A 23,396-nucleotide genomic window follows, 5' to 3' on the forward strand; every position below is an offset into this window, starting at 1 on the left:
CGCGACGCTCAGGCGACCGCGCGCCTGCGCACCGGCGCCGGCGCAACCGCGGCAAAGAACGCCAGCGCGATCCGCAGCGCATCGGGCCCCGCCGGATCGGCATAGGCCTGGCTGGCCGCGCCGCCGCTCCACGCATGGCCCAGCCCTTCAACCCGTACCAGGCGGACATAGAGCCTGCCGTCGCGGCGCCAGTCATGCACCGCGACCGGACGGCGCTCACCCCGCCGCAGCACGCGCACCGATGGCTGGGCCGCCGCGGCCGGCAATGCGCCCGGGGTCGACAGCGACAGCCACAGCGTCGCGCTGGCGATGGCGTTGTCGTAGGCCACGACACGATCGGCATCGCCATGGATCAGCAGCAGCGGCGGCGGCATCCTGCCCTGCAATTGCAGCCGCAGCGCCTGCAATTGCGCGGCCGTATGTCCGTTCAGCGAGCCGCGCATGACGCGCCCGGCCTGCGTGGCGTTGCGTGCGAGATGCGGGGCCGCGCCCGAGTGCGAGCCGACGGCGACGAAGCGGTCGGGATAGCGCAGCGCCAGCATCAACGCCATCGCGCCACCCGCCGACAGGCCGAGAAGATGCACGCGATCGGACTGCACCGGATGCGCGCGGCAGACATGGTCGATCATTCCCATCAGCAGGCTGGCCTCCGCCGCGGCCTGCGCCTCGCTGCGGAACCAGTTCCAGCATCGATGCGCATTGGCGCGCGAGGACTGCTCGGGCAGCAGCACGATGCAGCGGCGTGCGCGCGCCAGCGCCGCCACGCGCGTGCAGGCGGCAAAGCTGGCGGCATCCTGCCCGCAGCCATGCAGCAGCACCAGCAAGGGCGCGGGCCGCGATGCGCCGACCCCGGACGGGATGAACAATCGATAGCGGCGCTGCGCCAGCGGACCGAAGCCCCAGACGCCCTCCTGCCATCGCCCGCCGCCACGACTGGTCGGCGCCGGCGCCGGCGAGGTGACACCGGACAGCACGCGCCGCGCTTCCCGGCCCTGCTGGGCCGCATGGCCGACCGATTGCGCCACGGTATGCGCGACGGTCTGCGCCACCGTCTTCGTGACGGACTTGGTCACCGTGCGCGCGACGGCGCGCTGCATCTGCTGCATCTGGCGGGCAGCGGTCTTGCCAAGCTTGGCCCAGGGATTGACGGTGCGGCGGCGGCGTGGGGTCGGCATCGGTCAGCCTTGCGCTTTACGCATTGCGGTCCGCGGGTCGGGACCGAGGCCATTATGCGGCAAGCCGGAGCGCGGCATGCCGATGCGGTGCAGACGCCGATACCGTTGCCCTTGCCCTTGCCCTTGCCGTTGCCGTTGCCCTTGCCGTTGCAGTTGCAGTTGCAGTTGCCGACGCCGATGCCGATGCCGCTGCCAGTACGGTGCCGTTGCCGGGCAAGCCGGCCCTCAATGCCAGCCGCGCCAGGCCAGGTCCGCTCCCAGCAATAGCAGCCCGATAAAGAACAGCCGCCGGAACAGCGCCGCGCTGATCCGGTTGCGCAGCCGCTGGCCCAGCCACATGCCGGCCAGCGCGGGCACCAGCGTCGCCAGCGAGGCGCCCAGCACCGGCGTCTGCGCCAGCACGCCATGCATCAACAGATTGATCGCCAGCGCCACCGTCGACACCGTGAACGACAGGCCGAGCGCCTGCACCAGTTCCTCGCGCGCCAGGCCCAGGCCCTGCAGATAGGGCACCGCCGGAATCACCAGCACGCCGGTCACCGCGGTGATCGCGCCGGTGGCCAGGCCGATCAGCGGCGCCAGCCAGCGCTCATGCGCCGCCGGCACGTTCAGGTGCCACGACGACAGCCCTACCGCCGCATAGGCGATCAGCGCGATGCCAAGCGCCGCGGTGGCCTGCTGCATGGCCGACGGCGGCGCCAGCGCACCGGCCACCAGCGTGCCGACGACGATGCCGAGCAGCATCGGCCAGAGCCGCATCACCAGTGCGCCGAAGCGCGGACCGGCGGCCAACTGGACCACGTTGGTCACCATCGATGGCGCAACCAGCAGCGCGGCGGCCTGCATCGGCGGCATCACCAGCCCAAGCAGGCCGACGGCGACCGTCGGCAGGCCGAGTCCGACCACGCCCTTGACGAAGCCCGCCAGCAGAAAGGTCAGGCCGATGAACAGCGCCTGTGCGCCCAGCGTGTGAGCATCCATGCCGCGTTCCCTTACTGGTCGCCGGTACGGGCATCGTGCACGGCGCGGCTGTCGCCCGGCGCCTGCTCGCGCCGATGCATGCCGTAGTCGCGCAGCACCTGCGCGACGCGCAGCCGGTAGTCGGCAAACACGCCGCCGCGGCCCGCCGCCTGGGCGTGGCGGTGCTCGACCGTATTGCGCCAGGCCTGCACCGCGGCCTCGTCGCGGAAGAAGGACAGCGACAGCACCTTGCCTGGCGTGCTCAGGCTCTGGAAGCGTTCGACGGAGATAAAGCCGTCGATCGCTTCAAGCGTGGGGCGCAAATGCGCGGCGATATCGAGATAGGCGTCCTTCTGCCCGGGGGCGAATTCGACTTCAAAGATCACGGCAATCATCGGGGCGTCCTTGAATTGTGTTGGGTGGTCCTGTGCGGAGATCGGGATCCGAAAAGATGGGAATCAGAGGAAATGCGGGATCCGTGCGTTCAGCGATGGCCGGTAACGATACGCCTTTGCCAAGGCGGCCGGCTCGATGCCGCGCGCCAGCAGCGCGGCGACGGTGGCTTCGGCCAGCGTCGCCGCCAGCGCATCGCCGGGACATCGATGCGCGCCATGGCCGAAGGTCCAGGCCCGCTCGCCGGAATTCGGCGGCCCATACACCGAGGCACTCACCGAGGCACTCACCGGGGCACTTACCGGGGCACTTACCGGGGCATTCTCCGGGGCATTCTCCGGGGCATTCGCCGGCACATTCGCCGAGACACTGGCTGGTCGGCCTTCCGATGCGGCGGCCGCGGCCAGCAGCACCAGGATCCCATCGCCGCGCCGCAGCGGCACGCCGCAGACGTACGCATCCTCGGCCATGAAGCGGCGCGTGTTGTGGATCGGCGGATCGGTTCGCAGCACGCCCGCCACCGTCGCCTGCAGATCGTCGGCCGCGGCCGCATCGCGTGCGAGCCGCAGCAGCGTATTGCCGATCAAGCCTGCGGTGGCCTCGCAGCTCTGCACCATCAACCCCAGCAGATTGGCGGCGATCGCGGCGTCGTCGACCCCGGCCGTGCGCGCCTGCTCGCGCAGCGCCTGCGTCCACGGCGTATCGGCACGCAGGGGCTGGGCCTGCAGCGCCGCGGCGGCCTCGATGCCGGCCGCGATCTCGGCCGGACCCGCCAACGGCGACATGGCGGCGGCAAAGCTGGCGATCTGCGTGGCGATCCGGCCGGCCGTGGCCTCGTCGTCGGTGGCCGTGAACCCGAGCAAACCCGCGATCGCGATCACCGGCAGCGCGCTGCTCCAGCGATTCGCGGTCGCGCCGTGATCGTGCGTCACCGCAAGGACACGCGCCCATGCCGAGGCGGCAGCACGCACGTCGTTCAGGTCCAGCGTCGCCAACTGCCGCTGCAGCACCGCCTTCAACGGCGCATGGCCCGGCCCGTCGTTCATGCGGATCAGCCGCGCGAACAAGGTCCCGGCGGGCGACTGCGCGAGCGGCGGCGGCACCGGCTGTCCCGGCGGCCGCACCCGGCACGCCGGATGCGACAGCACCGCGGCCACCTCGTCCGGTCCCGCGGCGACCCACAGCATCAGCATCGCGTCGCGGTGAAACGGCTGCGCGTGTGCGAGTTCGCGATAGTAGGGATAGGGGTCGGGATGCGTGGCGGCGGCCAGCGGATCGGGAGGCGGCTTGGTCGGGTACAGGGTCATGGGGATCACAAGGGGGTTCGCGGCGGCTTTACGGCGGCTTTACGGCGGCATTACCTCGGCATTGCCGCGGCATCGGGGCGGCGCTACGGCGGTATTGCCGCGACATTGCCGCGGCATGACCGCCGACAAGGCATGGTTGATATCGGCAAGTATCGGCCTATACTGCGATCGTTGTTTCACCGTGGAATGAACTATGGAATACGCTCCCAGCATCAGTCAGTTGGCTGGCCTGCTGGCCGACCCGGGCCGCGCCGCGATGCTGTGGGCGTTGATGGACGGCAGCGCGAGACCGGCCGGCGAGCTGGGGCTGATCGCGGGGCTGTCGGCCTCGTCGACCAGCGGCCATCTGGCCCGGCTCGCCGAGGGCGGCCTGCTGGCGGTCGAGACGCATGGCCGCAATCGCTACTACCGGCTGGCCGCGCCCGAGATCGGCGTGGCCATCGAGGCGCTGGCCGCGGCCTCGCAGGCGAGCCGCCCGCCGCGCCTGCGTGCGGTGCCGCCCTCGCGCACCGCGCCGGCGACGCTGCGCCACGCGCGCACTTGCTACGACCACCTGGCCGGCGAACTGGCGGTCGACCTGTTCGCGCGCATGACCGATTCGGGATGGATCCTCGTGCGGGACAGCGCGGTGGAATTGTCCGAGCACGGCGCGCACGGCATGGCGCAGCTCGGCGTGGATCTGGACGGCGCACGCCGCAAGCGCAGGCAATTTGCCTGCACCTGTCCCGACTGGAGCGAGCGCAAGCCGCACCTGGGCGGCGCGCTGGGCGCGGCCTTGCTGGACGCGATGCTGCAACGGCGCTGGGTCGAGCGCACGCCATCGTCGCGCGCGCTGCGGGTGACGCCACGCGGGATGCGGGAAATCGGGCAACTGGCGAATCAGGTTGGCCGCTGGGTCGGCACGGCGGATCAACGCGGTGAACCGACGCAGTGGACCGGCACAGCGGACCGACACAGTGGACGGCGGTCCGGCACACTGGATGTTTTGCAAGGGAAGCGGGAGGGCGAGCCGTGAATGGAGTCATCGACGACGAGTCGCGCCAGGCGGTCGAACGGCTGCTCGGCATGATCAATTTCGACGACGGCGCAATGGTCGAGAAGCAGTTGGCGCTGCTGGACGAGGCGCTGGAGGAAGCCGACGATACGGTGGAAGGCACCGAACTGCTGTCGGTGGTGCAGGACGTGGTGGACTGGGAAGCGGGCTTCCAGGTCGAACAGAATGACACCGCCACCTTTATCGACTGCATGAACCAGCTGGCGGCGCGCGTGGCGCTGGTGCTCGATTGGGGCGTCGACGACCCCGAGGACGAGGACTTCCTGGGCAGCACCAGCGTGCCCGAACTGATGGAGCAGGCGCACGAGCAACTGCGCGCGTCCGGCATCACGCTATGGCACTGGGAGATCGGCTCGGGCGTCTACGCGGGCTGGATCGCGCGCGCCGAGGACGATGACGAGATCCTGGCGATCGGCGAAACGCTGGGTGTCGAGCTGCGGACCGGCGACCAGCCGTTCTGAGCGCGGCCGCCGCGGCCGCATCAAGCCTTGATATCGGCCTTGGGGTCGGACCTGATATCGGCCTTGGGGTCGGCCTTGGGGTCGGCCTTGATATCGCCCTTGGTATCGCCCTTCGCCTCCGCCTTCCCCGCCCGCCGCACTCCTCGCGCCGGCGCCGCGGCCCCCACCGTGTGCTCCATCACATCGAGCAGCGCCCGCACCGCGGCAGGCATCAGCTTGCGCGCGGGCATCAGCACGTAGACCTTCAGCGGCGACGACGCATAGGCGGGCAGCACGCGCACCAGCTGGCCCTGGCGCACCTGCTCGTCGACGAACTTCGGCGACAGGCGCGCGACGCCCAACCCGTCGGTGGCGGCCTTCAGCCGGATCTCCGCGTTGTGCGTGCGAATGCGCGGGTCGACCGGCAGCACGGCCACCTCGGCGCCGTCCTGCACGAACTCCCAGCGCCGATCGTCGGCGTTGCCGATCACGGGCCAGCCGTTCAGATCGCTGGGCGAGCGCGGCAGCCCGCGCGCCTGGATCAGCGATGGCGCGGCATAGAAGGCGCGCTCGACCAGCACCACGCGCTTGCTGGCGAACGAGCTGTCGTGCAGCGTGGTGTTGGTCATCACGAAGGCCAGGTCGTAGCCGTGCTTGAGCAGGTCCGGCTGGTCCCAGGTGACGTCGATCTGCACCTTCAGGTTCGGATGCAGCGACAGAAGACGCGACAGGCTCGGGGCCAGATGCTGCGAGCCGACCTCGTACGGGGTGGCGATCCGCAGCGTGCCGCTGACCTGTTCGCTGGCCGAGGCGGCCTCGGCGCTGATCTCGCGCAAGGCGGCGAAATGCGGCGCGACGCGTTCGTACAGCCGCTGGCCCTGCTCGGTCACGCGCACGCGGCGCGTGTTGCGCTCGAACAGCCGTCCGCCGAGCTGCGCTTCAAGCCGGGCGATCGCCGCGCTCGCGGACGACTTCGGCACCTCGGCCAGTTCGGCCCCATGCGTGAAGGTGCCTGCCTCGACCACGCGGCAGAAGATTTCCCAATCCTTCCATTCGATCGTCTTCATCGTCCCGTTCGCCGGCGCCTGAGATGCGGCGCGCGAGCGGGATTTTCCCACAGCGCGGGCGGCATCGCAGGTCCGGCGCTCTGCCGCGGCCGGACTAATGCTCGAACAGGATCACCGAGCGCGCCAGCTCGCCGCGCCGCAGCTCGTCGAAGGCCTCGTTGATGCGCTCGAGCGGCAGCCGCTGCGCGATCAGCGCATCGAGCTCCAGCCGGCCCGACAGATAGAAGTCCACCAGGCGAGGCATGTCGATCGGGAAGCGGTTCGAGCCCATCATCGAGCCCTGGATGCGCTTTTCGGCGAGGAAGTCGGTGCCCTTGAGTTCGACCTTGACGCCCGGCGGCAGCATGCCGATCACGGTGGCGGCCCCGCCCCGGCGCAGCATCGCAAAGGCCTGCTCGGCCGTGGCCTTCAGCCCGATCGCCTCGAAGGCGTGATGGACGCCGCCGCCGGTCAGCGTGCGCACCGCGTCGACGGGATCGGCCGCGCTGGCGTCGACCACATCGGTGGCGCCGAAGCGCCGCGCCAACTCCAGCTTGCCGGGCAGCCGGTCGATCGCGATGATGCGGCCCGCGCCCGCCAGCGCGGCGCCGTTGATGGTGGCCAGGCCAATGCCGCCGCAGCCGATCACGGCGACGGTCTCGCCCGGCCGCACGCCGGCCGTATGCGTGACCGCGCCGAAGCCGGTCGTCACCGCGCAGCCGATCAGTGCGGCGCGATCCAGCGGCATGTCACGCCGGATCGCCACCAGCGCATGCTCGTGGATCAGCATCTGTTCGGCGAAGGCCGACAGGTTCAGGAACTGGTTCATCGCCGCGCCGGTGGCGCGCAGCCGCGGCGGCTCGTCGTCACGGCGGCGCGTATCGGGCGCGACGCACAGCGACAGATGGCCGCTCAGGCAGTGTTCGCAGTGGCCGCAATAGGCCGACAGGCAGGTGATCACATGATCGCCGGGCTTGACCGTGCGCACTTCCGCGCCGACCTGCTCGACCACCCCGGCCGCTTCGTGGCCCAGCACCACCGGCATCGGAAACGGGTAGGCGCCGTCGAGAAAATGCAGGTCCGAATGGCAGACGCCGACCGCCGCGGTGCGCACCAGCACCTCGCGCGGGCCGGGCTTGTCGATGGCGAGGTCTTCGATGACCAGCGGGGTCCTGGGCTGATGCAGCACGGCAGCTTTCATGGTGTCTCCTTGTTCCGCTTGATGGGCTATCGGGAAATCCACTGCGATGTTGCGCCCGCCGGCGCATCGCCCGGGACGGGTCCGGGTCCCAGCGCTGGTTCCGCTCTGGCTCTGGCTCTGGCTCTGGCTCTGGCTCTGGCTCGGGCTCGGGCTCGGGCTCGGGCTCGGGCTCGGGCTCGGGCTCGGGCTCGGGCTCGGGCTCGGGCTCGGAGCGAAGCCTACTGCAGCATGCGCCAGTCGCCCTGCGCTTCCTGCGCCTGTCCGTCCGCCTGCAGCTTCAGCAGGTGCGCCAGCAGCGAGCGCTGCGCGACCGGCAGCATGCGCGGCGGCACGTCGTCGTAGACGCGCGGCAGCAGCGTTTCGATCGGCGCCGGCCCGAGCTCGCGCAACGCATTGACGACCTTGGCCTCGCGATGCTGCCGATGGCGCATCAGCAGGCGGATCGCGTCGCGCGGCCGCGGCATCAGGAAGCCATGGCCGGGCGCGAGCCATTCGAGATCCTCGTCCAGCAGCGCGGCGAGCGAGGCCAGATAGGCCCGCATGTCGCCATCGGGCGGGCCGATCACCACGGTCGAGCCCTGCATCACGTGGTCGCCGGTAAACAGCAGCTTCTCTTCCTCGAGCAGGAAGCACAGGTGATTGGACGCATGGCCCGGGGTATGCACCACGCGCAGCGTGATGGCGTCGCCCGGTACATCCGTGTCGCCGAGCACGATGCGCTCGCCGTGTTCGAGCACGCGGTCCGGCGCAAAGGTCGGGTCCTGCCGCTCGGGCCGGTTTGCGATGCGCCCCAGCACCTGGGCCCCGGTCGCTTCACGCAGCCGCACCGCGCCCGGGGAATGATCGATATGCGTATGCGTGGCGAGGATCCAGCGGATCGGACCGGGCGCGGCGGCCAGCACCGCGCGCTGATGCGCCTCGTCGTCGGGGCCCGGATCGATCACCGCCCATTCGTTGCGCTTGCCGCCGCCGACCAGATAGGTGTTGGTACCTGGCCCGGTCATCGCGTTGCCGTTGTCGGCGGTCACGCGCCAGACGCGTTCCGACAGCCGCACCGGCACGCCAGGTTCGAGCGCATAGCGGCCGTGGCCGGCGCCGTCCGGATCGATGCGCGCGATCTCCGCGTAGGGCGGCTCGTCCGGCTGCACCGGTCGCACGCCCTTGGGGCCATTGGCCAGCCGCGGCATGATCAGCGCGATCTCGCGCAGGCCCTGCGCGTAGTCGAAGCAGGCCTGCGCCGTGGGGAAATGCGCGATCGACGCCAGCATGCGCCTCGTCACGTTGACCAGCGTCATGCCGCTGTCCGGCGCGATCGCCTCGGCCGGGCGCACCCAGCGATGATCGACCGCCTCGATGCCGTCGTGCATCGCGCTCTGGCCCGGCGGCAGCACCGCGACGAAGAAGCGCGTATCGAAACGCTTGGGCAGGCCCGGCGGCGTCAGCCAGTGGCTGATATAGGCCATCCTGTCCATCGCCAGCCGCAGATCGAAGCGGCGGCAGACCTCGGCGATGCCCGGGCCGCCATAGCGGACCGCCTCGCGCAGCCAGGCCAGCTGGGCGTCGTCGAAGCGTTCGAGCGCGACCATCTCGCCGTCGCGCTGGTAGGCGAACAGCAGACCGGCCTCCTCGCAGCATTCGCGCACCGCGCACAGGTAGAAGTCGAGCCCTCCGGCCGGCAGGCGCAGCCGTGCGCTGGCGGCGGCATCGTCGAGCCCTTCGCAGAGGCCGTGCAGCTGGTTGTCCTGCGGATCGAGCGTGCCGCCGGGGAACACATAGGCGCCGCTGCTGCGGTCGTCCTGGCGTTCGGGCCGGCGCACCAGCAGCACTTCCATGCCGTCGGCACCGTCGCGCAGCACCAGCACGCTGGCCGCGTGGCGCAGCGAAGGAGCGCGCGGACGCTTCGCTGGCGCGGCAGATGGGGCGCCAGCGGCGGCGTCCGGGGTGGGATTCGATGGATTCATACGGGTCGAACAGATCGGGTGGGCGGCGCGCGGACATGGCGCGGGCCGTCATCGGATCGCCCTAGTGTAAGGGCAAGCGTCGCGGCGGTCATGGCGCACTGCGCCAGTGGAGCGGCAGCGCTGTGCGGTCACCGGCCGCAAGCCGGGCTGCGAACCGGGCTGCGAACCGGGCTGCGAACCGGGCTGCGAACCGGGCTGCGAACCGGGGCCGCGAGCTGGGCCCCGAACTGGCCGCAAGCCGGGCCGGTATGCCAGGCGCGTTACAGGGCAGGCAATCAGAAGGCAGGCGACGAGGCAGGCGGCCCGCTGGCGTCCGGCGCGCCCGGGCCGCCGGCCGTGCCAGGGCGTCCGGCGCGAGCCATCCGCGCCCGGTCCTCGGCGGCCTCGCGCTGGTCGGCTTCCGTGGCGGCCTCGGCGGCCGCATCGGCGCCGGCCTCCTTGCTGTCGCTCATCCGCTGCCGATAGAAACGCCGGATGATCTGCTGCGCCACCGGCAGCCGCCCGCCCACCGGCGCGGGGAAGCGCACGATCGCGTCGAGCCGGTCGGTGCCGACCGGTTCGAACATCACGCGCGGCGCGAACTGCGACAGGTCCAGGAAGCGCGTATCGCCATAGCGGCGCAGGCTCTGGCCCGCGGCCTCGAGAAACGGCTCGCAGGCTTGCTGGGCGATGTCGAGCAGCTCCGCCTCGATGCGGTCCGGGTCGCACTGCGCCGGCAGCGGAATGCGTACGGTGTCCAGCGTGTATTTGCCGGCCTGCGAATGGTTGCGCACCGCCATCGTCAGCAGCAGGCTGTTGGGCACCTGCACCGTGTAGCCGGTGAACTGGCGCGTCGGCGCGACCTCGACCAGCGTCGTCGTCAGCGCGTCCATGTCGATCACCTCGCCGGCGTACTGGCCGATCTCCACCAGGTCCCCCAACTGGAACGGCCGCGTCAGCATCCGCATGAACGCGCCGAGGAAGCACATCACCAGCTCCTTGCCGGAGATCATCAGCGCGGCGGCAAACGCGGCCAGCGAGATCGCGACGCTCTTCAGTTCGGAGACCCAGATGCCGAGCAGCAGCAGGAACACCACCGCGCCGATCAGGTTGCGCGAGGCCACGGTCCAGGTGCGATAGCTGCGCAGGTTGTCGCGATCGGCGAGCTGGCGCGAGACGAAGAAGCGGTTGTTGAGCTTGACCAGCAGCACGCCCACCAGAACGATGAGCACGCTCAGCACGATATGCAGCAGGATGCTGTCGTTGAAATCGAGATTCAGCTTCATGGTGTCGGGACCGCGGCGCCGCAGCGCCGCTCGGCCGCGCGGGCAGGGAAGCCACGATTCTACCGAGTTGGCGGCCCGTCTATCCCGCCGTCTATCCCGCCGGCGGGTTTTCTTATAGGATGCCGCCCCATTGCTGGCCTTCCTGTCCTGACCATGACCGCTTCCCAAGACACGCGCGCCGCGGCGGCCGCCGACACCGCGCGTCCGACCTTGCAGCGCAAGCTGCGGGCCCGCCATCTGAGCATGATCGCCATCGGCGGCTCGATCGGCACGGGACTGTTCGTCGCCTCCGGCGCGACCATTGCCCAGGCCGGCCCGGGCGGGGCGCTCGCCGCCTACCTGCTGATCGGCGCGATGGTGTACTTCCTGATGACCAGCCTGGGCGAACTGGCCGCCTATATGCCGGTGGCCGGCTCGTTCTCGACCTACGGCTCGATGTATGTCGAGGAGGGCTTCGGCTTCGCGCTCGGCTGGAACTACTGGTACAACTGGGCGGTGACGATCGCGGTGGAACTGGCCGCGGCGCAGCTGGTGATGCAGTACTGGTTCCCCGACACGCCCGGCATCCTGTGGAGCGCGCTGTTCCTCGCGCTGATGTTCGGGCTCAACGCGATCTCGGTGCGCGGCTTCGGCGAGGCCGAATACTGGTGCTCGCTGGTCAAGGTGGTGACCGTGATCGCGTTCATCGCGATCGGCACGCTGATGATCTTCGGCATCCTGCGCGGCGACGTGCCGGCGAGCCTGGCCAACCTGACGCTGGGCGACGCGCCCTTCGTCGGCGGCCTGCCGGCGATGATCGGCGTGGCGATGATCGCCGGCTTCTCGTTCCAGGGCACCGAGCTGATCGGCGTCGCCGCCGGCGAATCGGCCGATCCGGCGCGCAATATTCCGCGCGCGGTGCGGCAGGTGTTCTGGCGCATCCTGCTGTTCTATGTGCTGGCGATCGCGGTGATCGGCGTGCTGATCCCCTATACCGATCCGAGCCTGCTCAAGAGCGATGTGCAGACCATTGGCGTCAGCCCGTTCACGCTGGTGTTCCGCAATGCGGGGCTGGCCTTCGCCGCCGGCCTGATGAACGCGGTGATCCTGACCGCCGTGCTGTCGGCCGGCAATTCGGGCATGTATGCCTCGACGCGGATGCTCTACAACCTGGCCACCGAGGGCCGCGCGCCGCGCGTGTTCGCGCGGCTCACGCGCAACGGCGTGCCGATGCCCGCGCTGCTGGCCACCACCGCGGTCGGCGCGCTGTGTTTCCTGACCTCGCTGTTCGAGAGCAAGGCGGTCTATCTGTGGCTGCTCAGCTTGTCCGGCATGACGGGCTTCATCGCGTGGCTGGGCATCGCCATCAGCCACTACCGCTTCCGCAAGGGCTGGACGCGGCGTGGCCTCGACCTGTCGCGGCTGCCGTACCGCTCGCCCTTCTTCCCGTACGGCCCGATCTTCGCCTTCGTGCTGTGCCTGGTGATCGCGCTCGGGCAGAACTACCAGGCCTTCCTCAGCGGCAATATCGACTGGTGGTCGGTGGTTGCCACCTATATCGGCATTCCGATCTTCCTGGCGATCTGGCTCGGCTACCGCTGGACGCGCAAGACGCGCTTCGTCCGGTACGAGGACATGCGGTTTCCGGACGTCGAATGAGGGCCGGCGAAGTGGCCGGCAAAGCGGCCGGCGAACGCTCGAACCGCTGCCACGCCGGACATCGCGTCGTTCCCGCGCAAGCGGGAATCCAGCGACTTGCCTGGCCACTGAGTCCCCGCTTTCCCGGGGACGACAGACCGTTCAGCGAACGGCCCTCGGATCCCGCTCAGTAGACGTCGCGCCGATAGCGGCCGTCCTCGGCCAGCGCCGCCAGCGCCCGCGCCCCCAGCACCTCGGCCAGCGCGTCGTTGACGCCGGCGGCCATGCCTTGCAGGCTGCCGCAGACGTAGATCGCCGCGCCCGCCGCGACCCATTCGCGGATCTGCGGCGCGGCGGCGCGCACGGCGTCCTGCACATAGCGCAGCGGCGCGCCGTCACGCGACCAGGTCCGGTCCAGGCGCGACAGCGTGCCGCTGGCCTGCCAGGCCTCCAATTCTTTCCCATAGAAGGCGTCGTGCGCCGCGCTGCGTTCGCCGAACAGCAGCCAGTTGCGCCCGTGCCCGGCGGCGGCGCGCGCCTTCAGCAGCGCGCGCAGGCCGGCCATGCCGGTGCCGTTGCCGATCAGCAGCAACGGCCGGTCGTCGGCCGGTGCATGGAAGGCGCGGTTCGTGCGCACGCGCAGCGCAATGGGCGCGCCGAGCGGCGCGTGTTCGGTCAGCCAGCCCGACGCCAGGCCAAGCCGGCCATCCTCGTGGCGGGTCTGGCGCACCAGCAGTTCGAGCCGGCCATCGGCGGGCAGCGAAGCGATCGAATACTCGCGATGCGGCAGCGGCGGCAGCGCGTCGATCAGCGCCTGCGGGGAAAGCCCATGCATCGCTTCGGCATGCGGCGCGGGCAACGGCATGCGCGTGGCCAGCGCCTGCGCCAGCGGCATCGCCTCGCCATCGCAGCGCACCCCCGCCGTGCCGTCGAGCGACAGATCACGCAGCAGTTGAGCGACCTGCTCCGGCGGCAGCCGCGGGCCGATCTCCGCGATATCGCCCGCCTGCCAGTCAAGCGCGGCCGGCGACTCGGGCTCCAGCGCCAGATGGAAGGCCGGCGCACCGGCGCTGCCCGGATTCATCAGCCGGCGTTCGACCAGCCGCCAGCGGCCGTAGCGCGGCGCCTCCCAGTCCGCGATCTCGGCGCCACCGGCCAGCGCGGACAGGTGGTTCTGCCAATGGCGCAGCGCGCCGGTGTCGCCGTTGTCGACCTCGACCAGGTCGAACAAGGGCTGCGCCTGCGCGCGCTGCAGCGCCGCGCTCAGCGCATGCCCGTAGGCGCAGAAATTCGCGTAGCTGCTGTCGCCCAGCGCCAGGATGCCGTAGCGCAGGCGGCGCAGCCCGTCGCCGCTCGCGGCGGCCAGCTTGCGCGTGAAGCCCGCCGCGCTGTCGGGCGCATCGCCCTCGCCGGTGGTGCTGGCAACGAACAGCGCCTGACGGCAGCGCGCGAGCGCGGACGGATCGAGATCGGCAAACGAGGCGACCCGCACCGGCAGGCCGGCGTGTTGCAGCGCCTGCGCGGTCTGCAGCGCCAGCTGTTCGGCAAACCCGGTCTGGCTGGCATAGGCGATCAGCGTGGCATCGTCGGCGGTCGACGCGAACACGGCGCTGCCCTGGCGGCGACGGCGATGCAGCGCGAGGATCGCGCCGCAGAAGCCGGCGTAGGCGAGGGCGACGCCGCCCGCGGTCGGCCATTTGCCCGCGCCGGCCAGCGACAGCGCCAGGCCGGACGCGCCGGCCACTCCGCTGATGGCGGTGAGCACGCCGAGCGCGCTCGTCAGCGAGGGCAGGCCGAATCGTCGCGGCGCGTTCATGCGAGCATCGCCGCGAAGGCGGGCGAAACGCGTTCGGCAAAGCCGTGCGGCGTGCGCAGCAGCATCCGCGCCGCGATGCCGCGCTGCGTGGCGAAGGCCATGCCGGCCTCGGGGCCGAGCACGGTCAGCGCGGTCGACAGCGCGTCGGCCATCATGCATTGCCGATGCAGCACGGTCACCGAGGCCAGCGCGTGGCTGGCCGGATAGCCGGTACGGGGATCGAGCGTGTGGGCGTAGCGGCGGCCGCCGCTGTCGAAATAGCGGCGGTAATCGCCGGAGGTCGCGACCGACAGGCCGTGCAGCGCGACCACGGTCGGTGCAGCGGCATCGCCCGCGTGCAAGGTGGCATCGCCGCCGCGGGCGTCATCCGTGGCCGGCGGGCTTTCCAGCTCGACCCACCACGGCATGCCATCGGGCTTGACGCCCTCGCCGCGCAGCTCGCCGCCGATCTCGACCAGATGGTGCGAGACGCCGCGCGCCGACAGCCATGCCGATACGGCGTCGACCGCATAGCCCTTGGCGATCGCGCACAGATCGATCGACACGCCGCCGGGATGGCGCGCGCGCTGTCCTTCCTCGTCGAGCTCGATGCGCGCCCAGCCGCAGCGCTCGCGCGCCGCTTCGACTTCGTCGGCGGTCGGCGGCAGCGCGCGTGCGCCGTCGGGGCCGAAGCCCCACAGCGACACCAACGGGCCCGCGCTCGGATCGTAGGCGCCACCGCTGTCGCGCGCGACCGCCAGCGCCGCCTGCAGCACGGAAAAGCAGGCGGGCGGCAACGAGACCCAGCTGCCGGCGGGCGCGCCGTTGAAACGGCCGATATCGGAGTCGTCGAGCCAGTTGCTCATCTGCCCGACGATCTGTGCGAGCAACGCGTCGATGCCGGCCTGGATCGTTGCGGCATCGACAGCGGCATCGACAGCGGCATCGACAGCGGCATCGATATCGGCATCGAAACCGGGCGCGTCATTGCCCGCGTCATTGCCCGCGACTTTGCCTGCGTCATTGCCCGCGACTTTGCCTGCGTCATTGCCCGCGTCTTTGCCCCTGTCATCGCCAGCATCATCGGCGGTCAGCAGGCAGCGCACCGACCAGGTCGTCCCCATCGTCTGCCCGCCGCATCGATGCAGCACCACCGCGCCTTCGGGCGGCGACGGTGGCGCATCGAAACGCAGCGGCACCAGCACGCGCCGCGCGGCGGATGGCGGCGCGGATGGTAGCTCGGATGACGGCGTGGACCGCATGCGAGCCGCCGCGGCGGCGGACATCGGCAGCATCGGAGGACCCAACTCGACCCAACGCGCCGCGCTTACTGCGGCAGCACCTCGAAGGTCGCCATATAGGCCGCGCGGCGCGCCTTGGCGGGCTTGATCGAGACCTTGTCATCGCGCACCTCGGCCTCGATCCAGTACATGCCCGGCGACGGCCACTTGACGGTGAACTTGCCGTCCGCATCGGTCTTGACCTTCATCTCGCCGAGCTGGTCGCGATAGCGATTGCCGCCCGGCACCACCTCGACCTCGACGTTGGCCGCCGGCTTGCCGTCGAGCAGCAGCCGGAAATTGGCCGGCTCGTCCGCAAACAGATCGTTCGGATGCGTGACGGGGGCCAGCTCCAGCCCGCGGCCGGTGGTCTTCAACGCCTGGGTGGTCGGCTTGCCGGCGGTCACGAAGGTTTCGAGCCGGCTCTCGGACTGGGTCACCTGCAGGTCCTGGGCGTTGGCCGGCACCTTCTGCGCGAAATCCTCGGCCGAGCCGCGCCAGCGCTTGGTCTGGCCGTTCTCCTTGTAGCTGGCGAACAGGCCGTTGTTGACCACCGCCAGCTTGTAGGTGCCCGGAGCGGTCAGGTGCACGTCGAAGGTGCTGCGATAGCGGCCGGTGCTCTGGTTCTCGGCCTTGGCCGGGCTGCCGTCCGGTGCGCTGACGCTGAGGTTGTCGAGGCGCAGCGGGAAATGCTCGAAGTAGAACAGGTCGTTGGACACCGCCGCATCGACGGTCACCCACGGATCGCTGCCCGACAGCACGGTGGCCGACGGCAGCAGCCATTGGCGGTGGGCGTGCGCGGACAGCGGCAGCAGCGCAACCAGGGCCAGCGCGGACAGCCTGGCGGAGAGGGACATCGCGGAACGGTTCATCGAGGGCTCCAGGGCACGGGATCGGAAATGGACGGATGGAATGCGGCGGGCGGCGGCGCGGGGCACGACGCTCACGGCTTCAGGCTGACGGTGACGGCGCCCAGCTCGTGCTGGCCCTTGGCTTGCGCCGACTTGGAACCGTCCGGCGGCCAGGCGAACGGCACGCGCAGCAGTTCGCGGCCGCCGACTTCGCGCGCGGCCTCGACCACCAGCTGGTATTCGCCCGCGGGCAGCTTGGCCAGCGGCGCCTTGCCGTCGGTGAAGGTCACGGTGTGTTCGCCCGGTGCGCGCGTCGCGCCGGAGATGCCGTCGGCCGGCATCTGCAGATCGCGGCCGGCCTTGCGCCACCACTGGCGCATGTCCTTGAGCCACTTGGTGCCCTCGGCGTTCTTCAGCTTGACGTCGTACCAGACCGACAAGGTCGCCACCGGGCTCTGGTCGGCGCGCTCGAGCCACATCGCCACATAAGGGCGGTGGTATTCGGCGACGCTCAGGCGAGGGATCTCGACCTTGACGTTCATCTCCGCCGCCGCGGCGGGCGCGGCGAACGAGACCGCCGCCAGGCCGCTCAGGCCACTGAGGCCGCCCAGGCCGGTCATGGAGACGCTAAGCAAACGACGCATACAGGGAACCTCGTCAATGGATAAACAGGATGGCCAGCAGCAGCGGTGCCACCAGCCCCAGGCCGACCAGCGGCCAGGTGGCGACGCGGGCGCCGGCGTGCAGCTTCAGCAGGAACAGGCCGGTCACGCAGAACACCAGGCAGGCAAACGCGAACAGGTCCAGGAACAGGCTCCAGGCGCCGCCGGTGTTGCGGCCCTTGTGCAGATCGTTCAGGTAGGAGATCCAGCCGCGCGTGGTCAGCTCGTACTGCGTCTCGCCGCTGTCCAGTGCGACGCTGACCCAGGCATCGCCGCCCGGGCGCGGCAGCGGCACGTAAATCTCGTCGGGAGACCATTCGGCCTCGCGGCCATGCGCGTCGATATCGAATTCGCGCTGCAGCCAGTCGGCGAGTTCGGCGGGAACCGGGCTTTTGTCCTGAGCGGCGTTATTTCCGCGGTTGCCGGTATCGCCGTTTTTGCCGCTATTGCCGCTATTGCCGCCGTCGCTGCTATCGCCGTTCGTGCCCGCCAGGGCCGCCTTGCGGGCCTGCAAGGCCGCCAGCACCGGGGCCGGCGCCTCGGCATTGCGAACCACGACCTTCGGCTCGGCCTCGATCTGTCCGGCATGGTTCAGCGTGAAGCCGGTCACCGCGAACAGCAGCATGCCGATCAGGCAGAGCGCGGAGCTGATCCAGTGCCATTGGTGAAGGTGCTTGAGCCAGAACGCCCGACGCTGCTGCGCCGCGCCCATATGGGATTCCATACGCGGCTCCAGAGGGGGTTCCAGGCGGGATTCGGTCATGACTGTGTTCCGGCGTTGCTGCGTGTTGCTCGTCGCCGGGGCAATGCGGCGTGCGGGACGGCGGCGCAGCGACTGGCCGCAGGCTCTCTCGCCGTCCGTCGTCGGCCCGTCGTAACGGGAGTTTCAGGAGACCGAAAGAATAATTGTTCTCATTTGGTCCTGCAATCCACACGTGATTAATAAGTATTACAGCGCATTTCACGTGCCCGTAACTTGTAAGTAAGTGCATGTAACTTTACGCGTACCGCCACGATTGTGCCCGCATTTGCACTCATGGAAAGCCCTAGGCCCTCCCCGGTCAAGTTTGTCCGCCGGTCCGCCGTTATGCCGCGGACAAACACAATTTTTACGGTGGACCACGGGGAAACACGATGCTGGAACGTCTTAGCTTGAGAAAGAAATTGCTGCTGCCATTGGTGCTCAGCTGGGTGTGCCTGTTGGCGCTGCTGTTGTGGGATGCCTGGCAGATGCGCAACATGCGGCTCGACGAGCGGCGCACCGACCTCGTCCATGTCACCGAGACCGCGCTGTCGGTAGTCAAGGCCTACGAGGCCGAGGCGAAGGCCGGCAAGATGACCGTCGAACAGGCCAAGGAATTCGCCGTCGACAAGGTGCGGGCGATGCGTTTCGGCAGCGACGGTTACTTCACGCTGATGCGCTCGGACACCGTGGTCGTGATGCATCCGATCAAGTCCGAGATGAACGGCAAGAGCATGGCCGACTTCAAGGACCCGGCCGGCACCTACCTGTTCCGCGACATCGCCGAGATCGGCAAGGGGCCGGGCACCGGCTTCGTCCACTACCTGTGGCCCAAGCCGGGCGCGGAGGCGCCGCAGCCTAAGCTCAGCTATGTCGCCAACTTCAAGCCGTGGGACTGGAACTTCATCTCGGGCGTCTATCTGGACGATATCGATGCGGCCTTCCGCGCCTCGCTGTGGCAATCGCTGGGGCTGCTGCTGGTGATCGGCACGCTGATGAGCCTGGTCGTCGTCCGGATCGCGAACGGCCTGCACAAGCAGCTTGGCGGTGAGCCGGCGCTCACCTCGCATATCGCCAGCCGGATCGCGGAAGGCGATCTGGCCAGCCGCGTCGAGGTCGCGCCCGGCGACCAGCGCAGCATGCTGTTCGCAATGGCCCAGATGCAGCAGCGGCTGACCGGCGCGATCGGCACCATCCGCGGTTCGGCCGATTCGATCGCCGGCGCGGCCAAGCAGATCGCGGCCGGCAACGCCGACCTGTCGCGCCGCAGCGAGGAGCAGGCCGCCTCGCTGGAGGAGACCGCCGCCAGCATGGAGCAGCTGACCAGCACCGTGCGCCAGACCGCCGACAACGCCCGCCAGGCCAGCCGGCTGGCCGAAGGCGCGTCGGAGATCGCGGTGCGCGGCGGCGAGATCGTCCATCAGGTGGTGTCCACGATGGGCGAGATCAAGGACGCGTCCGGCAAGGTGGTCGACATCATCGGCGTGATCGAAGGCATCGCCTTCCAGACGAATATCCTGGCGCTGAACGCCGCCGTCGAAGCGGCCCGCGCCGGCGACCAGGGCCGTGGCTTCGCCGTGGTGGCCGGCGAAGTGCGCAGCCTCGCTCAGCGCAGCGCCACCGCCGCCAAGGAAATCAAGGCGCTGATCGGCAACTCGGCGCAGCGCGTCGAGGACGGCTCGGCGCTGGTCGAGAACGCCGGCAAGGCAATGGGCGAGATCGTCGAGGCGGTCAAGCGCGTCACCGACCTGATCGGCGAAATGCGCGCCGCCACCGAGGAGCAGACCGGCGGCATCGAGCAGGTGAACCAGGCCGTCACGCAGATGGACCAGATGGCGCAGCAGAACGCCGCGCTGGTCGAACAGGCGGCCGCCGCCGCGGCTTCGCTGGAAGACCAGGCCGACGCGCTGCACCGCGCGGTGGGGACGTTCCGATTGGCGGCGTGATCTGGAAGGCCCAGGCGGGAGGGTGACTTGGCATGTTGACGGGACGTGCTGGGTGCCTCTGGATGGCCTACCGTGTCGTGTGTATAGTCCACGCTCTGCGCTTGACGTAAGCCGGTGAACATCCGGCCCGCGAGCGCAGGGACTCAATACCAACAAGGACAGTTGCACACGGCCGCGCGCTCACAAGGCGACGCGAAGCCATCCATTCAGAGGAGCATCATGGTCCGTACCACCACCCTTCACCCCGTCCGTCCGATCGCCGCGCTGCTGCTTTGCGCCGGCCTGCTCACCGGCGCCGCCCACGCACAGACCGTCGTCGCACCCGCCGCACCCGCCGCGACGGCGGCTCCGGCAGCCACCACGGCCCCTGCGGCGACCGCGCCGAGCCAGGTCCGCAAGGCCAATATCGTGATCGTCGGCACCGGCGGCACCATCGCCGGCGCCGGCGCCTCGGCCATCAATACCGCCGCCTACCAGTCCGCGGTGGTGCCGGTCGACAAGATCATCGCGTCGGTCCCGGAAATCTCGAAGGTTGCCAACGTCAAGGGCGAGCAGATCTTCCAGATCGGTTCGGAGAGCTTCAACAACGAGCGTCTGCTCAAGCTGGGCAAGCGCGTGTCCGAGCTGCTGAAGCAGCCGGACGTGGACGGCGTCGTGATTACGCACGGCACCGACACCATTGAAGAGACGGCCTACTTCCTGAACCTGACGCTCAAGAGCGACAAGCCGGTGGTGGTGGTCGGCTCCATGCGTCCGGGGACGGCGCTGGGCGCCGACGGCGCGCTGAACCTGTACGACGCGGTGCTGGTCGCTTCCAGCCCGGAGTCCAAGGGCAAGGGCACGCTGGTGGTGCTGAACGACGAGATCCACACGGGCCGTGACGTCACCAAGAGCAACACCTTCAAGACCGAGACCTTCCGCTCGCCGTTCGGCCCGCTGGGCTACGTGGTCGAGGGCCGCACGCTGTATTACCGGCTGCCGGCCCGTCCGCATACCACCGCGACGGAATGGGATATCGACCGCATCGACCGCCTGCCTGAAGTGGCGATCGTCTATGCCTACGGCAATGCGAACCCGGGCAGCGTCGACGCCGCGGTCAGGAACGGCGCCAAGGCGATCGTCTATGCCGGCACCGGCAATGGCAGCGTAGGCGAATACATGGTCGAACCGCTGAAGGCCGCACGCGCCAAGGGCGTACAGATCGTCCGCGCCTCGCGCACCGGCAGCGGCGTGGTCATCCGCAACGGCGAGCAGCCCGACGACAAGTACGACTGGGTGGTGGTGGACGACCAGCTGCCGCAGAAAGCGCGCATCCTTACCGCGTTGGCCTTGACCAAGACCAACGACACGCGCGAGCTGCAGAAGATTTTGTGGAAGTACTGAAGTCTCGAAACGCTGACGCGCCGAGGGTGGCTGCCCGTCTGCCCTCGGCGCCCTCCATCAAAGGAGGAGTAACAGGATGTATCTCCCCCAACCAATACTTGTAATGAGATCAATTCTCATTTACTATCGCATCACTGTCTGACGACGCCGACACCCGAGTTTCACGGTGGCGTCGCAGACCAAGCCGGCAGCGCAACGCTCGCGCCCGCCGCACGAATTCCGCGACGCCGCCTGCCGGTGTCCGACAACCGTCTTTTGTGGGGACCGCTCCGTACCGCGGAGCGTTTGGCAGTAGCCAGTCGCCGGAGGATCAGGGAAGCAACCAGACCCCGCTTTCTTGATCGCCAAACTCCGTCGGCAAGCAAAGCCACCTTTTTATTCCTGGCGCCGTGCTTCTGCACGGCGTGTCTTTCCGGGCGCCCGTCCAGGGCGCGGCAGCCGGAACTTCCGTCGCCCGGCGCGCTTCTCGCGCCGGCGCATCGAGCGCCTTCCACTGGCTGTCCGCCGCTTCGCCATGCCGGCCCACCCGATGGCACCGATGGAGCTTCGCGATGGAACGCCTGTTCAAGCCGTTGACCGAACTGAAACGCATCCTGGCGCGGCAGTTGCGCGAGCAGCCGGGTTGCCATGATTGCCAGCTGCGCGCGGTGTGCGTGCACCGGCCGGACCATACCGGCTGCAACTGGAGCGCGGAAGTCGACTTTCCCGAACGATGCGACGACGATGCCGTCCGCGACCTGCGCCATGCGCGGCAGGTCATCATGCTGGTGCGCGAACGCTATAACGTCACCGCCGCCAGTCTTGCGGGCCAGGGCGGCCGCGCGGCAGGGGCGACTCCCGCCTAGGCGAGCCGACGCCTTCTCATTCGATCACGATCGCAGACCGCTCACGGCCGCCCGGCGGCCGGGACCGCCGGCACCGTCGCCGGCCTCAACACCAGCCACAACGCCACGCCGATCAGCGCCCCGCCCACCGCGTGCGCCCAGGACAGCGACTCGCCCAGAAACACCGCGCCCCACACGATGCCGAACGGCGGAATCAGGAAGGTCACGCTGAGCGCCCGCACCGGTCCGATATCGGCGATCAGCCGGAAATAGAGGATGTAGGCCAGCGCGGTACAGACGAGGCCCAGCGCCGCCATCGCCGCCCAGACGCCGGCACTGGCCGCGGGCAGCGTGTTCTCGCGGACCAGGGCCGCCACGCAAAACGGCAGCAGGAACAGCGTCGCGCCGACCATGCTGCCCGCTGCCACCAGCCGCGCATCCAGCCCGCCCTGCTGGCTGATCCAGCGGCGCGTCAGAAAGCGGGCCAGGCCATAGCAGGCGGTGGCGGCGAGGCGAGCGAGCGCACCGAAAAGCACTTCAAGACTGAACGCGACCGGCCCGGTCCGCGTCAACACCGCGACGCCGGCCACGCCGATCAGTACGCCCGCGCCCTTGGCCAGCGTCATGCGTTCGGCGAAAAACAGCGCGCCGATCAGCACGCCCATCAACGGCGTCATGGCGTTGAACACCGCCGAATAGCCGGCCGGCAGCCACAGCGCGGCCACCGAGTACATCACGAAGGGGATGCCGGAATTGACGGCGCCGAGCACCATCACGCGGCCCCATTTGCCGCGCATGTCCCAGCGGATACGCAGCGCGGCGAGGATTACCGCCAACGCCAGCGCACCGATGACCACCCGCACGAAGGCTGCCGTCAGCGGACCGAGCACCGGCGCGCCGACACGGATAAAGAGAAAGCTGGCGCCCCAGATGGCGGACAGCGACAGCAGGCGGAGGAAATCGGCGGGAGTCATGACGGGATCGGCGCTTGTGGCGCCCGGTGAATGCGCAGTGAATGCGCGGGGGTGTGCGGGGTGTGCGGGTGTGCGGGGTGTGCGCGACTGTGCGCGGATGGGCGGATTTGACCCCTCTCGTCCGCCAATGGCAAGCCGTTTTCGGACATGCGCATCGCCCCGGGACGGCGATCGGCGATGTAAGGACGCAACTGTTGCGCGACGGCATCAGCTTGACCCCACAACGGAAAGGGTAAATATTACAAGCAGTGACAAAACGCCTTAAGTGAAATTAAACTATGACCTGCGCCAGAGTTAATTGACCCCTCCGACGCATTCCCGACGAGCCGCCAGGCAACTGGCGGCTTCTTTTTTTGGTGCCGGGATTGCCGGGATTGCCGGGATTGCCGGAATTGCCGGGATTGCCGGGATTGCCTGATTGCGGAGATCGCGGAAGGCTCGGAGACCGCGAACCCCCGAGGGCCGCACCGTACGATCCGCCGCCGCGCGCCCCACGCCGAAACGTACCCGTTTCTGCGAA

General features: G+C 69.4%; 19 protein-coding genes and 1 pseudogene. 6 read left to right on the forward strand and 14 right to left on the reverse strand.

From position 1 onward, the window contains the following. Nucleotides 1-8: 8 nt before the first annotated feature. The 4 genes from KZ686_RS19605 to KZ686_RS19620 form a co-directional block, all read right to left on the reverse strand. A complete protein-coding gene (locus KZ686_RS19605) occupies nucleotides 9-1,175 on the reverse strand; it encodes an extracellular catalytic domain type 1 short-chain-length polyhydroxyalkanoate depolymerase (protein ID WP_265635088.1) in 1,167 nt (388 codons plus the stop codon). A gap of 225 nt (nucleotides 1,176-1,400) precedes the next feature. After that, on the reverse strand, nucleotides 1,401-2,156 hold the full coding sequence (locus KZ686_RS19610) for a sulfite exporter TauE/SafE family protein (RefSeq protein WP_150082319.1): 756 nt from the start codon (nucleotides 2,154-2,156) through the stop codon (nucleotides 1,401-1,403). 11 nt (nucleotides 2,157-2,167) lie between these two features. After that, on the reverse strand, nucleotides 2,168-2,530 hold the full coding sequence (locus KZ686_RS19615) for an antibiotic biosynthesis monooxygenase family protein (RefSeq protein WP_226106982.1): 363 nt from the start codon (nucleotides 2,528-2,530) through the stop codon (nucleotides 2,168-2,170). 63 nt (nucleotides 2,531-2,593) lie between these two features. After that, nucleotides 2,594-3,835: a cytochrome P450 family protein gene (locus tag KZ686_RS19620; protein WP_265635090.1), complete on the reverse strand. Its 1,242-nt coding sequence runs from the start codon at nucleotides 3,833-3,835 to the stop codon at nucleotides 2,594-2,596. 193 nt (nucleotides 3,836-4,028) lie between these two features. On the opposite strand from KZ686_RS19620, the pseudogene KZ686_RS19625 reads away from it, so the two are divergent. Continuing rightward, a pseudogene (locus KZ686_RS19625) lies at nucleotides 4,029-4,709 on the forward strand (ArsR/SmtB family transcription factor); the annotation flags it as partial. Between the two features lie 137 nt (nucleotides 4,710-4,846). Beyond that, nucleotides 4,847-5,350 carry a DUF6630 family protein gene (locus tag KZ686_RS19630; RefSeq protein WP_226106978.1) on the forward strand — a complete coding sequence of 168 codons (504 nt, stop codon included), beginning with the start codon at nucleotides 4,847-4,849 and terminating at the stop codon, nucleotides 5,348-5,350. 20 nt (nucleotides 5,351-5,370) lie between these two features. Here KZ686_RS19630 and KZ686_RS19635 read toward each other — a convergent pair whose 3' ends face one another. The 4 genes from KZ686_RS19635 to KZ686_RS19650 all read right to left on the reverse strand — a co-directional run bounded on the left by KZ686_RS19635 (nucleotide 5,371) and on the right by KZ686_RS19650 (nucleotide 10,802). Further along, nucleotides 5,371-6,396, reverse strand: coding sequence for a LysR family transcriptional regulator (locus KZ686_RS19635; protein WP_265635093.1), 1,026 nt, complete (start codon nucleotides 6,394-6,396; stop codon nucleotides 5,371-5,373). Between the two features lie 94 nt (nucleotides 6,397-6,490). Then, nucleotides 6,491-7,576, reverse strand: a complete 1,086-nt coding sequence (locus KZ686_RS19640; RefSeq protein ID WP_265635095.1) for a Zn-dependent alcohol dehydrogenase — start codon at nucleotides 7,574-7,576, stop codon at nucleotides 6,491-6,493. A gap of 218 nt (nucleotides 7,577-7,794) precedes the next feature. Further along, nucleotides 7,795-9,537 carry an MBL fold metallo-hydrolase gene (locus KZ686_RS19645; RefSeq protein WP_265635097.1) on the reverse strand — a complete coding sequence of 581 codons (1,743 nt, stop codon included), beginning with the start codon at nucleotides 9,535-9,537 and terminating at the stop codon, nucleotides 7,795-7,797. Nucleotides 9,538-9,812: 275 nt separating this feature from the next. Beyond that, nucleotides 9,813-10,802 (reverse strand): mechanosensitive ion channel family protein, encoded by a 990-nt coding sequence (locus KZ686_RS19650; RefSeq protein WP_265635099.1) that lies wholly within the window; start codon nucleotides 10,800-10,802, stop codon nucleotides 9,813-9,815. Between the two features lie 153 nt (nucleotides 10,803-10,955). On the opposite strand from KZ686_RS19650, the gene KZ686_RS19655 reads away from it, so the two are divergent. Further along, nucleotides 10,956-12,440, forward strand: coding sequence for an amino acid permease (locus KZ686_RS19655; RefSeq protein ID WP_265635102.1), 1,485 nt, complete (start codon nucleotides 10,956-10,958; stop codon nucleotides 12,438-12,440). Nucleotides 12,441-12,606: 166 nt separating this feature from the next. Here KZ686_RS19655 and KZ686_RS19660 read toward each other — a convergent pair whose 3' ends face one another. The 5 genes from KZ686_RS19660 to KZ686_RS19680 all read right to left on the reverse strand — a co-directional run bounded on the left by KZ686_RS19660 (nucleotide 12,607) and on the right by KZ686_RS19680 (nucleotide 17,731). Further along, nucleotides 12,607-14,235: a sulfite reductase subunit alpha gene (locus KZ686_RS19660; RefSeq protein ID WP_265635104.1), complete on the reverse strand. Its 1,629-nt coding sequence runs from the start codon at nucleotides 14,233-14,235 to the stop codon at nucleotides 12,607-12,609. Continuing rightward, nucleotides 14,232-15,476 (reverse strand): FAD:protein FMN transferase, encoded by a 1,245-nt coding sequence (locus KZ686_RS19665; protein WP_226106971.1) that lies wholly within the window; start codon nucleotides 15,474-15,476, stop codon nucleotides 14,232-14,234. Before KZ686_RS19665 ends, KZ686_RS19660 begins: the two co-directional genes overlap by 4 nt. Nucleotides 15,477-15,541: 65 nt before the next feature. Then, nucleotides 15,542-16,366 (reverse strand): DUF4198 domain-containing protein, encoded by an 825-nt coding sequence (locus KZ686_RS19670; RefSeq protein WP_226106970.1) that lies wholly within the window; start codon nucleotides 16,364-16,366, stop codon nucleotides 15,542-15,544. A gap of 71 nt (nucleotides 16,367-16,437) precedes the next feature. After that, nucleotides 16,438-16,989, reverse strand: a complete 552-nt coding sequence (locus tag KZ686_RS19675) for a DUF2271 domain-containing protein (RefSeq protein WP_265635107.1) — start codon at nucleotides 16,987-16,989, stop codon at nucleotides 16,438-16,440. Nucleotides 16,990-17,002: 13 nt separating this feature from the next. Next, nucleotides 17,003-17,731, reverse strand: coding sequence for a PepSY-associated TM helix domain-containing protein (locus KZ686_RS19680; RefSeq protein WP_223819455.1), 729 nt, complete (start codon nucleotides 17,729-17,731; stop codon nucleotides 17,003-17,005). A 410-nt stretch (nucleotides 17,732-18,141) separates the two neighbouring features. Between KZ686_RS19680 and KZ686_RS19685 the strand changes: the two genes are divergently transcribed. The 3 genes from KZ686_RS19685 (at nucleotide 18,142) to KZ686_RS19695 (ending at nucleotide 21,923) form a co-directional block, all read left to right on the forward strand. After that, entirely contained in the window at nucleotides 18,142-19,695 is a 1,554-nt protein-coding gene (locus tag KZ686_RS19685; protein ID WP_265635109.1) for a methyl-accepting chemotaxis protein, read from the forward strand. 219 nt (nucleotides 19,696-19,914) lie between these two features. Next, nucleotides 19,915-21,078: an asparaginase gene (locus KZ686_RS19690; RefSeq protein WP_265635111.1), complete on the forward strand. Its 1,164-nt coding sequence runs from the start codon at nucleotides 19,915-19,917 to the stop codon at nucleotides 21,076-21,078. A 551-nt stretch (nucleotides 21,079-21,629) separates the two neighbouring features. Further along, nucleotides 21,630-21,923 carry a hypothetical protein gene (locus tag KZ686_RS19695; RefSeq protein WP_149318613.1) on the forward strand — a complete coding sequence of 98 codons (294 nt, stop codon included), beginning with the start codon at nucleotides 21,630-21,632 and terminating at the stop codon, nucleotides 21,921-21,923. A gap of 41 nt (nucleotides 21,924-21,964) precedes the next feature. Here the strand turns inward: KZ686_RS19695 and KZ686_RS19700 are convergent, their stop codons facing one another. After that, on the reverse strand, nucleotides 21,965-22,876 hold the full coding sequence (locus KZ686_RS19700) for a DMT family transporter (RefSeq protein WP_265635113.1): 912 nt from the start codon (nucleotides 22,874-22,876) through the stop codon (nucleotides 21,965-21,967). Nucleotides 22,877-23,396: the final 520 nt, after the last annotated feature.

Source organism: Cupriavidus cauae (assembly GCF_026210475.1).
Classification (GTDB): Bacteria; Pseudomonadota; Gammaproteobacteria; order Burkholderiales; family Burkholderiaceae; genus Cupriavidus; species Cupriavidus cauae.

Bases quoted from the DNA above. Each gene is read 5' to 3' on its own strand.
- KZ686_RS19610 (WP_150082319.1), bottom strand. From the start codon at position 2,156: ATGGATGCTCACACGCTGGGCGCACAGGCGCTGTTCATCGGCCTGACC.
- KZ686_RS19695 (WP_149318613.1), top strand. From the start codon at position 21,630: ATGGAACGCCTGTTCAAGCCGTTGACCGAACTGAAACGCATCCTGGCG.
- KZ686_RS19665 (WP_226106971.1), bottom strand. From the start codon at position 15,476: ATGCGGTCCACGCCGTCATCCGAGCTACCATCCGCGCCGCCATCCGCC.
- KZ686_RS19685 (WP_265635109.1), top strand. From the start codon at position 18,142: ATGCTGGAACGTCTTAGCTTGAGAAAGAAATTGCTGCTGCCATTGGTG.
- KZ686_RS19620 (WP_265635090.1), bottom strand. From the start codon at position 3,835: ATGACCCTGTACCCGACCAAGCCGCCTCCCGATCCGCTGGCCGCCGCC.
- KZ686_RS19655 (WP_265635102.1), top strand. From the start codon at position 10,956: ATGACCGCTTCCCAAGACACGCGCGCCGCGGCGGCCGCCGACACCGCG.
- KZ686_RS19675 (WP_265635107.1), bottom strand. From the start codon at position 16,989: ATGCGTCGTTTGCTTAGCGTCTCCATGACCGGCCTGGGCGGCCTCAGT.
- KZ686_RS19690 (WP_265635111.1), top strand. From the start codon at position 19,915: ATGGTCCGTACCACCACCCTTCACCCCGTCCGTCCGATCGCCGCGCTG.
- KZ686_RS19680 (WP_223819455.1), bottom strand. From the start codon at position 17,731: ATGGAATCCCATATGGGCGCGGCGCAGCAGCGTCGGGCGTTCTGGCTC.
- KZ686_RS19640 (WP_265635095.1), bottom strand. From the start codon at position 7,576: ATGAAAGCTGCCGTGCTGCATCAGCCCAGGACCCCGCTGGTCATCGAA.
- KZ686_RS19615 (WP_226106982.1), bottom strand. From the start codon at position 2,530: ATGATTGCCGTGATCTTTGAAGTCGAATTCGCCCCCGGGCAGAAGGAC.
- KZ686_RS19635 (WP_265635093.1), bottom strand. From the start codon at position 6,396: ATGAAGACGATCGAATGGAAGGATTGGGAAATCTTCTGCCGCGTGGTC.
- KZ686_RS19650 (WP_265635099.1), bottom strand. From the start codon at position 10,802: ATGAAGCTGAATCTCGATTTCAACGACAGCATCCTGCTGCATATCGTG.
- KZ686_RS19660 (WP_265635104.1), bottom strand. From the start codon at position 14,235: ATGAACGCGCCGCGACGATTCGGCCTGCCCTCGCTGACGAGCGCGCTC.
- KZ686_RS19670 (WP_226106970.1), bottom strand. From the start codon at position 16,366: ATGAACCGTTCCGCGATGTCCCTCTCCGCCAGGCTGTCCGCGCTGGCC.
- KZ686_RS19700 (WP_265635113.1), bottom strand. From the start codon at position 22,876: ATGACTCCCGCCGATTTCCTCCGCCTGCTGTCGCTGTCCGCCATCTGG.
- KZ686_RS19645 (WP_265635097.1), bottom strand. From the start codon at position 9,537: ATGAATCCATCGAATCCCACCCCGGACGCCGCCGCTGGCGCCCCATCT.
- KZ686_RS19605 (WP_265635088.1), bottom strand. From the start codon at position 1,175: ATGCCGACCCCACGCCGCCGCCGCACCGTCAATCCCTGGGCCAAGCTT.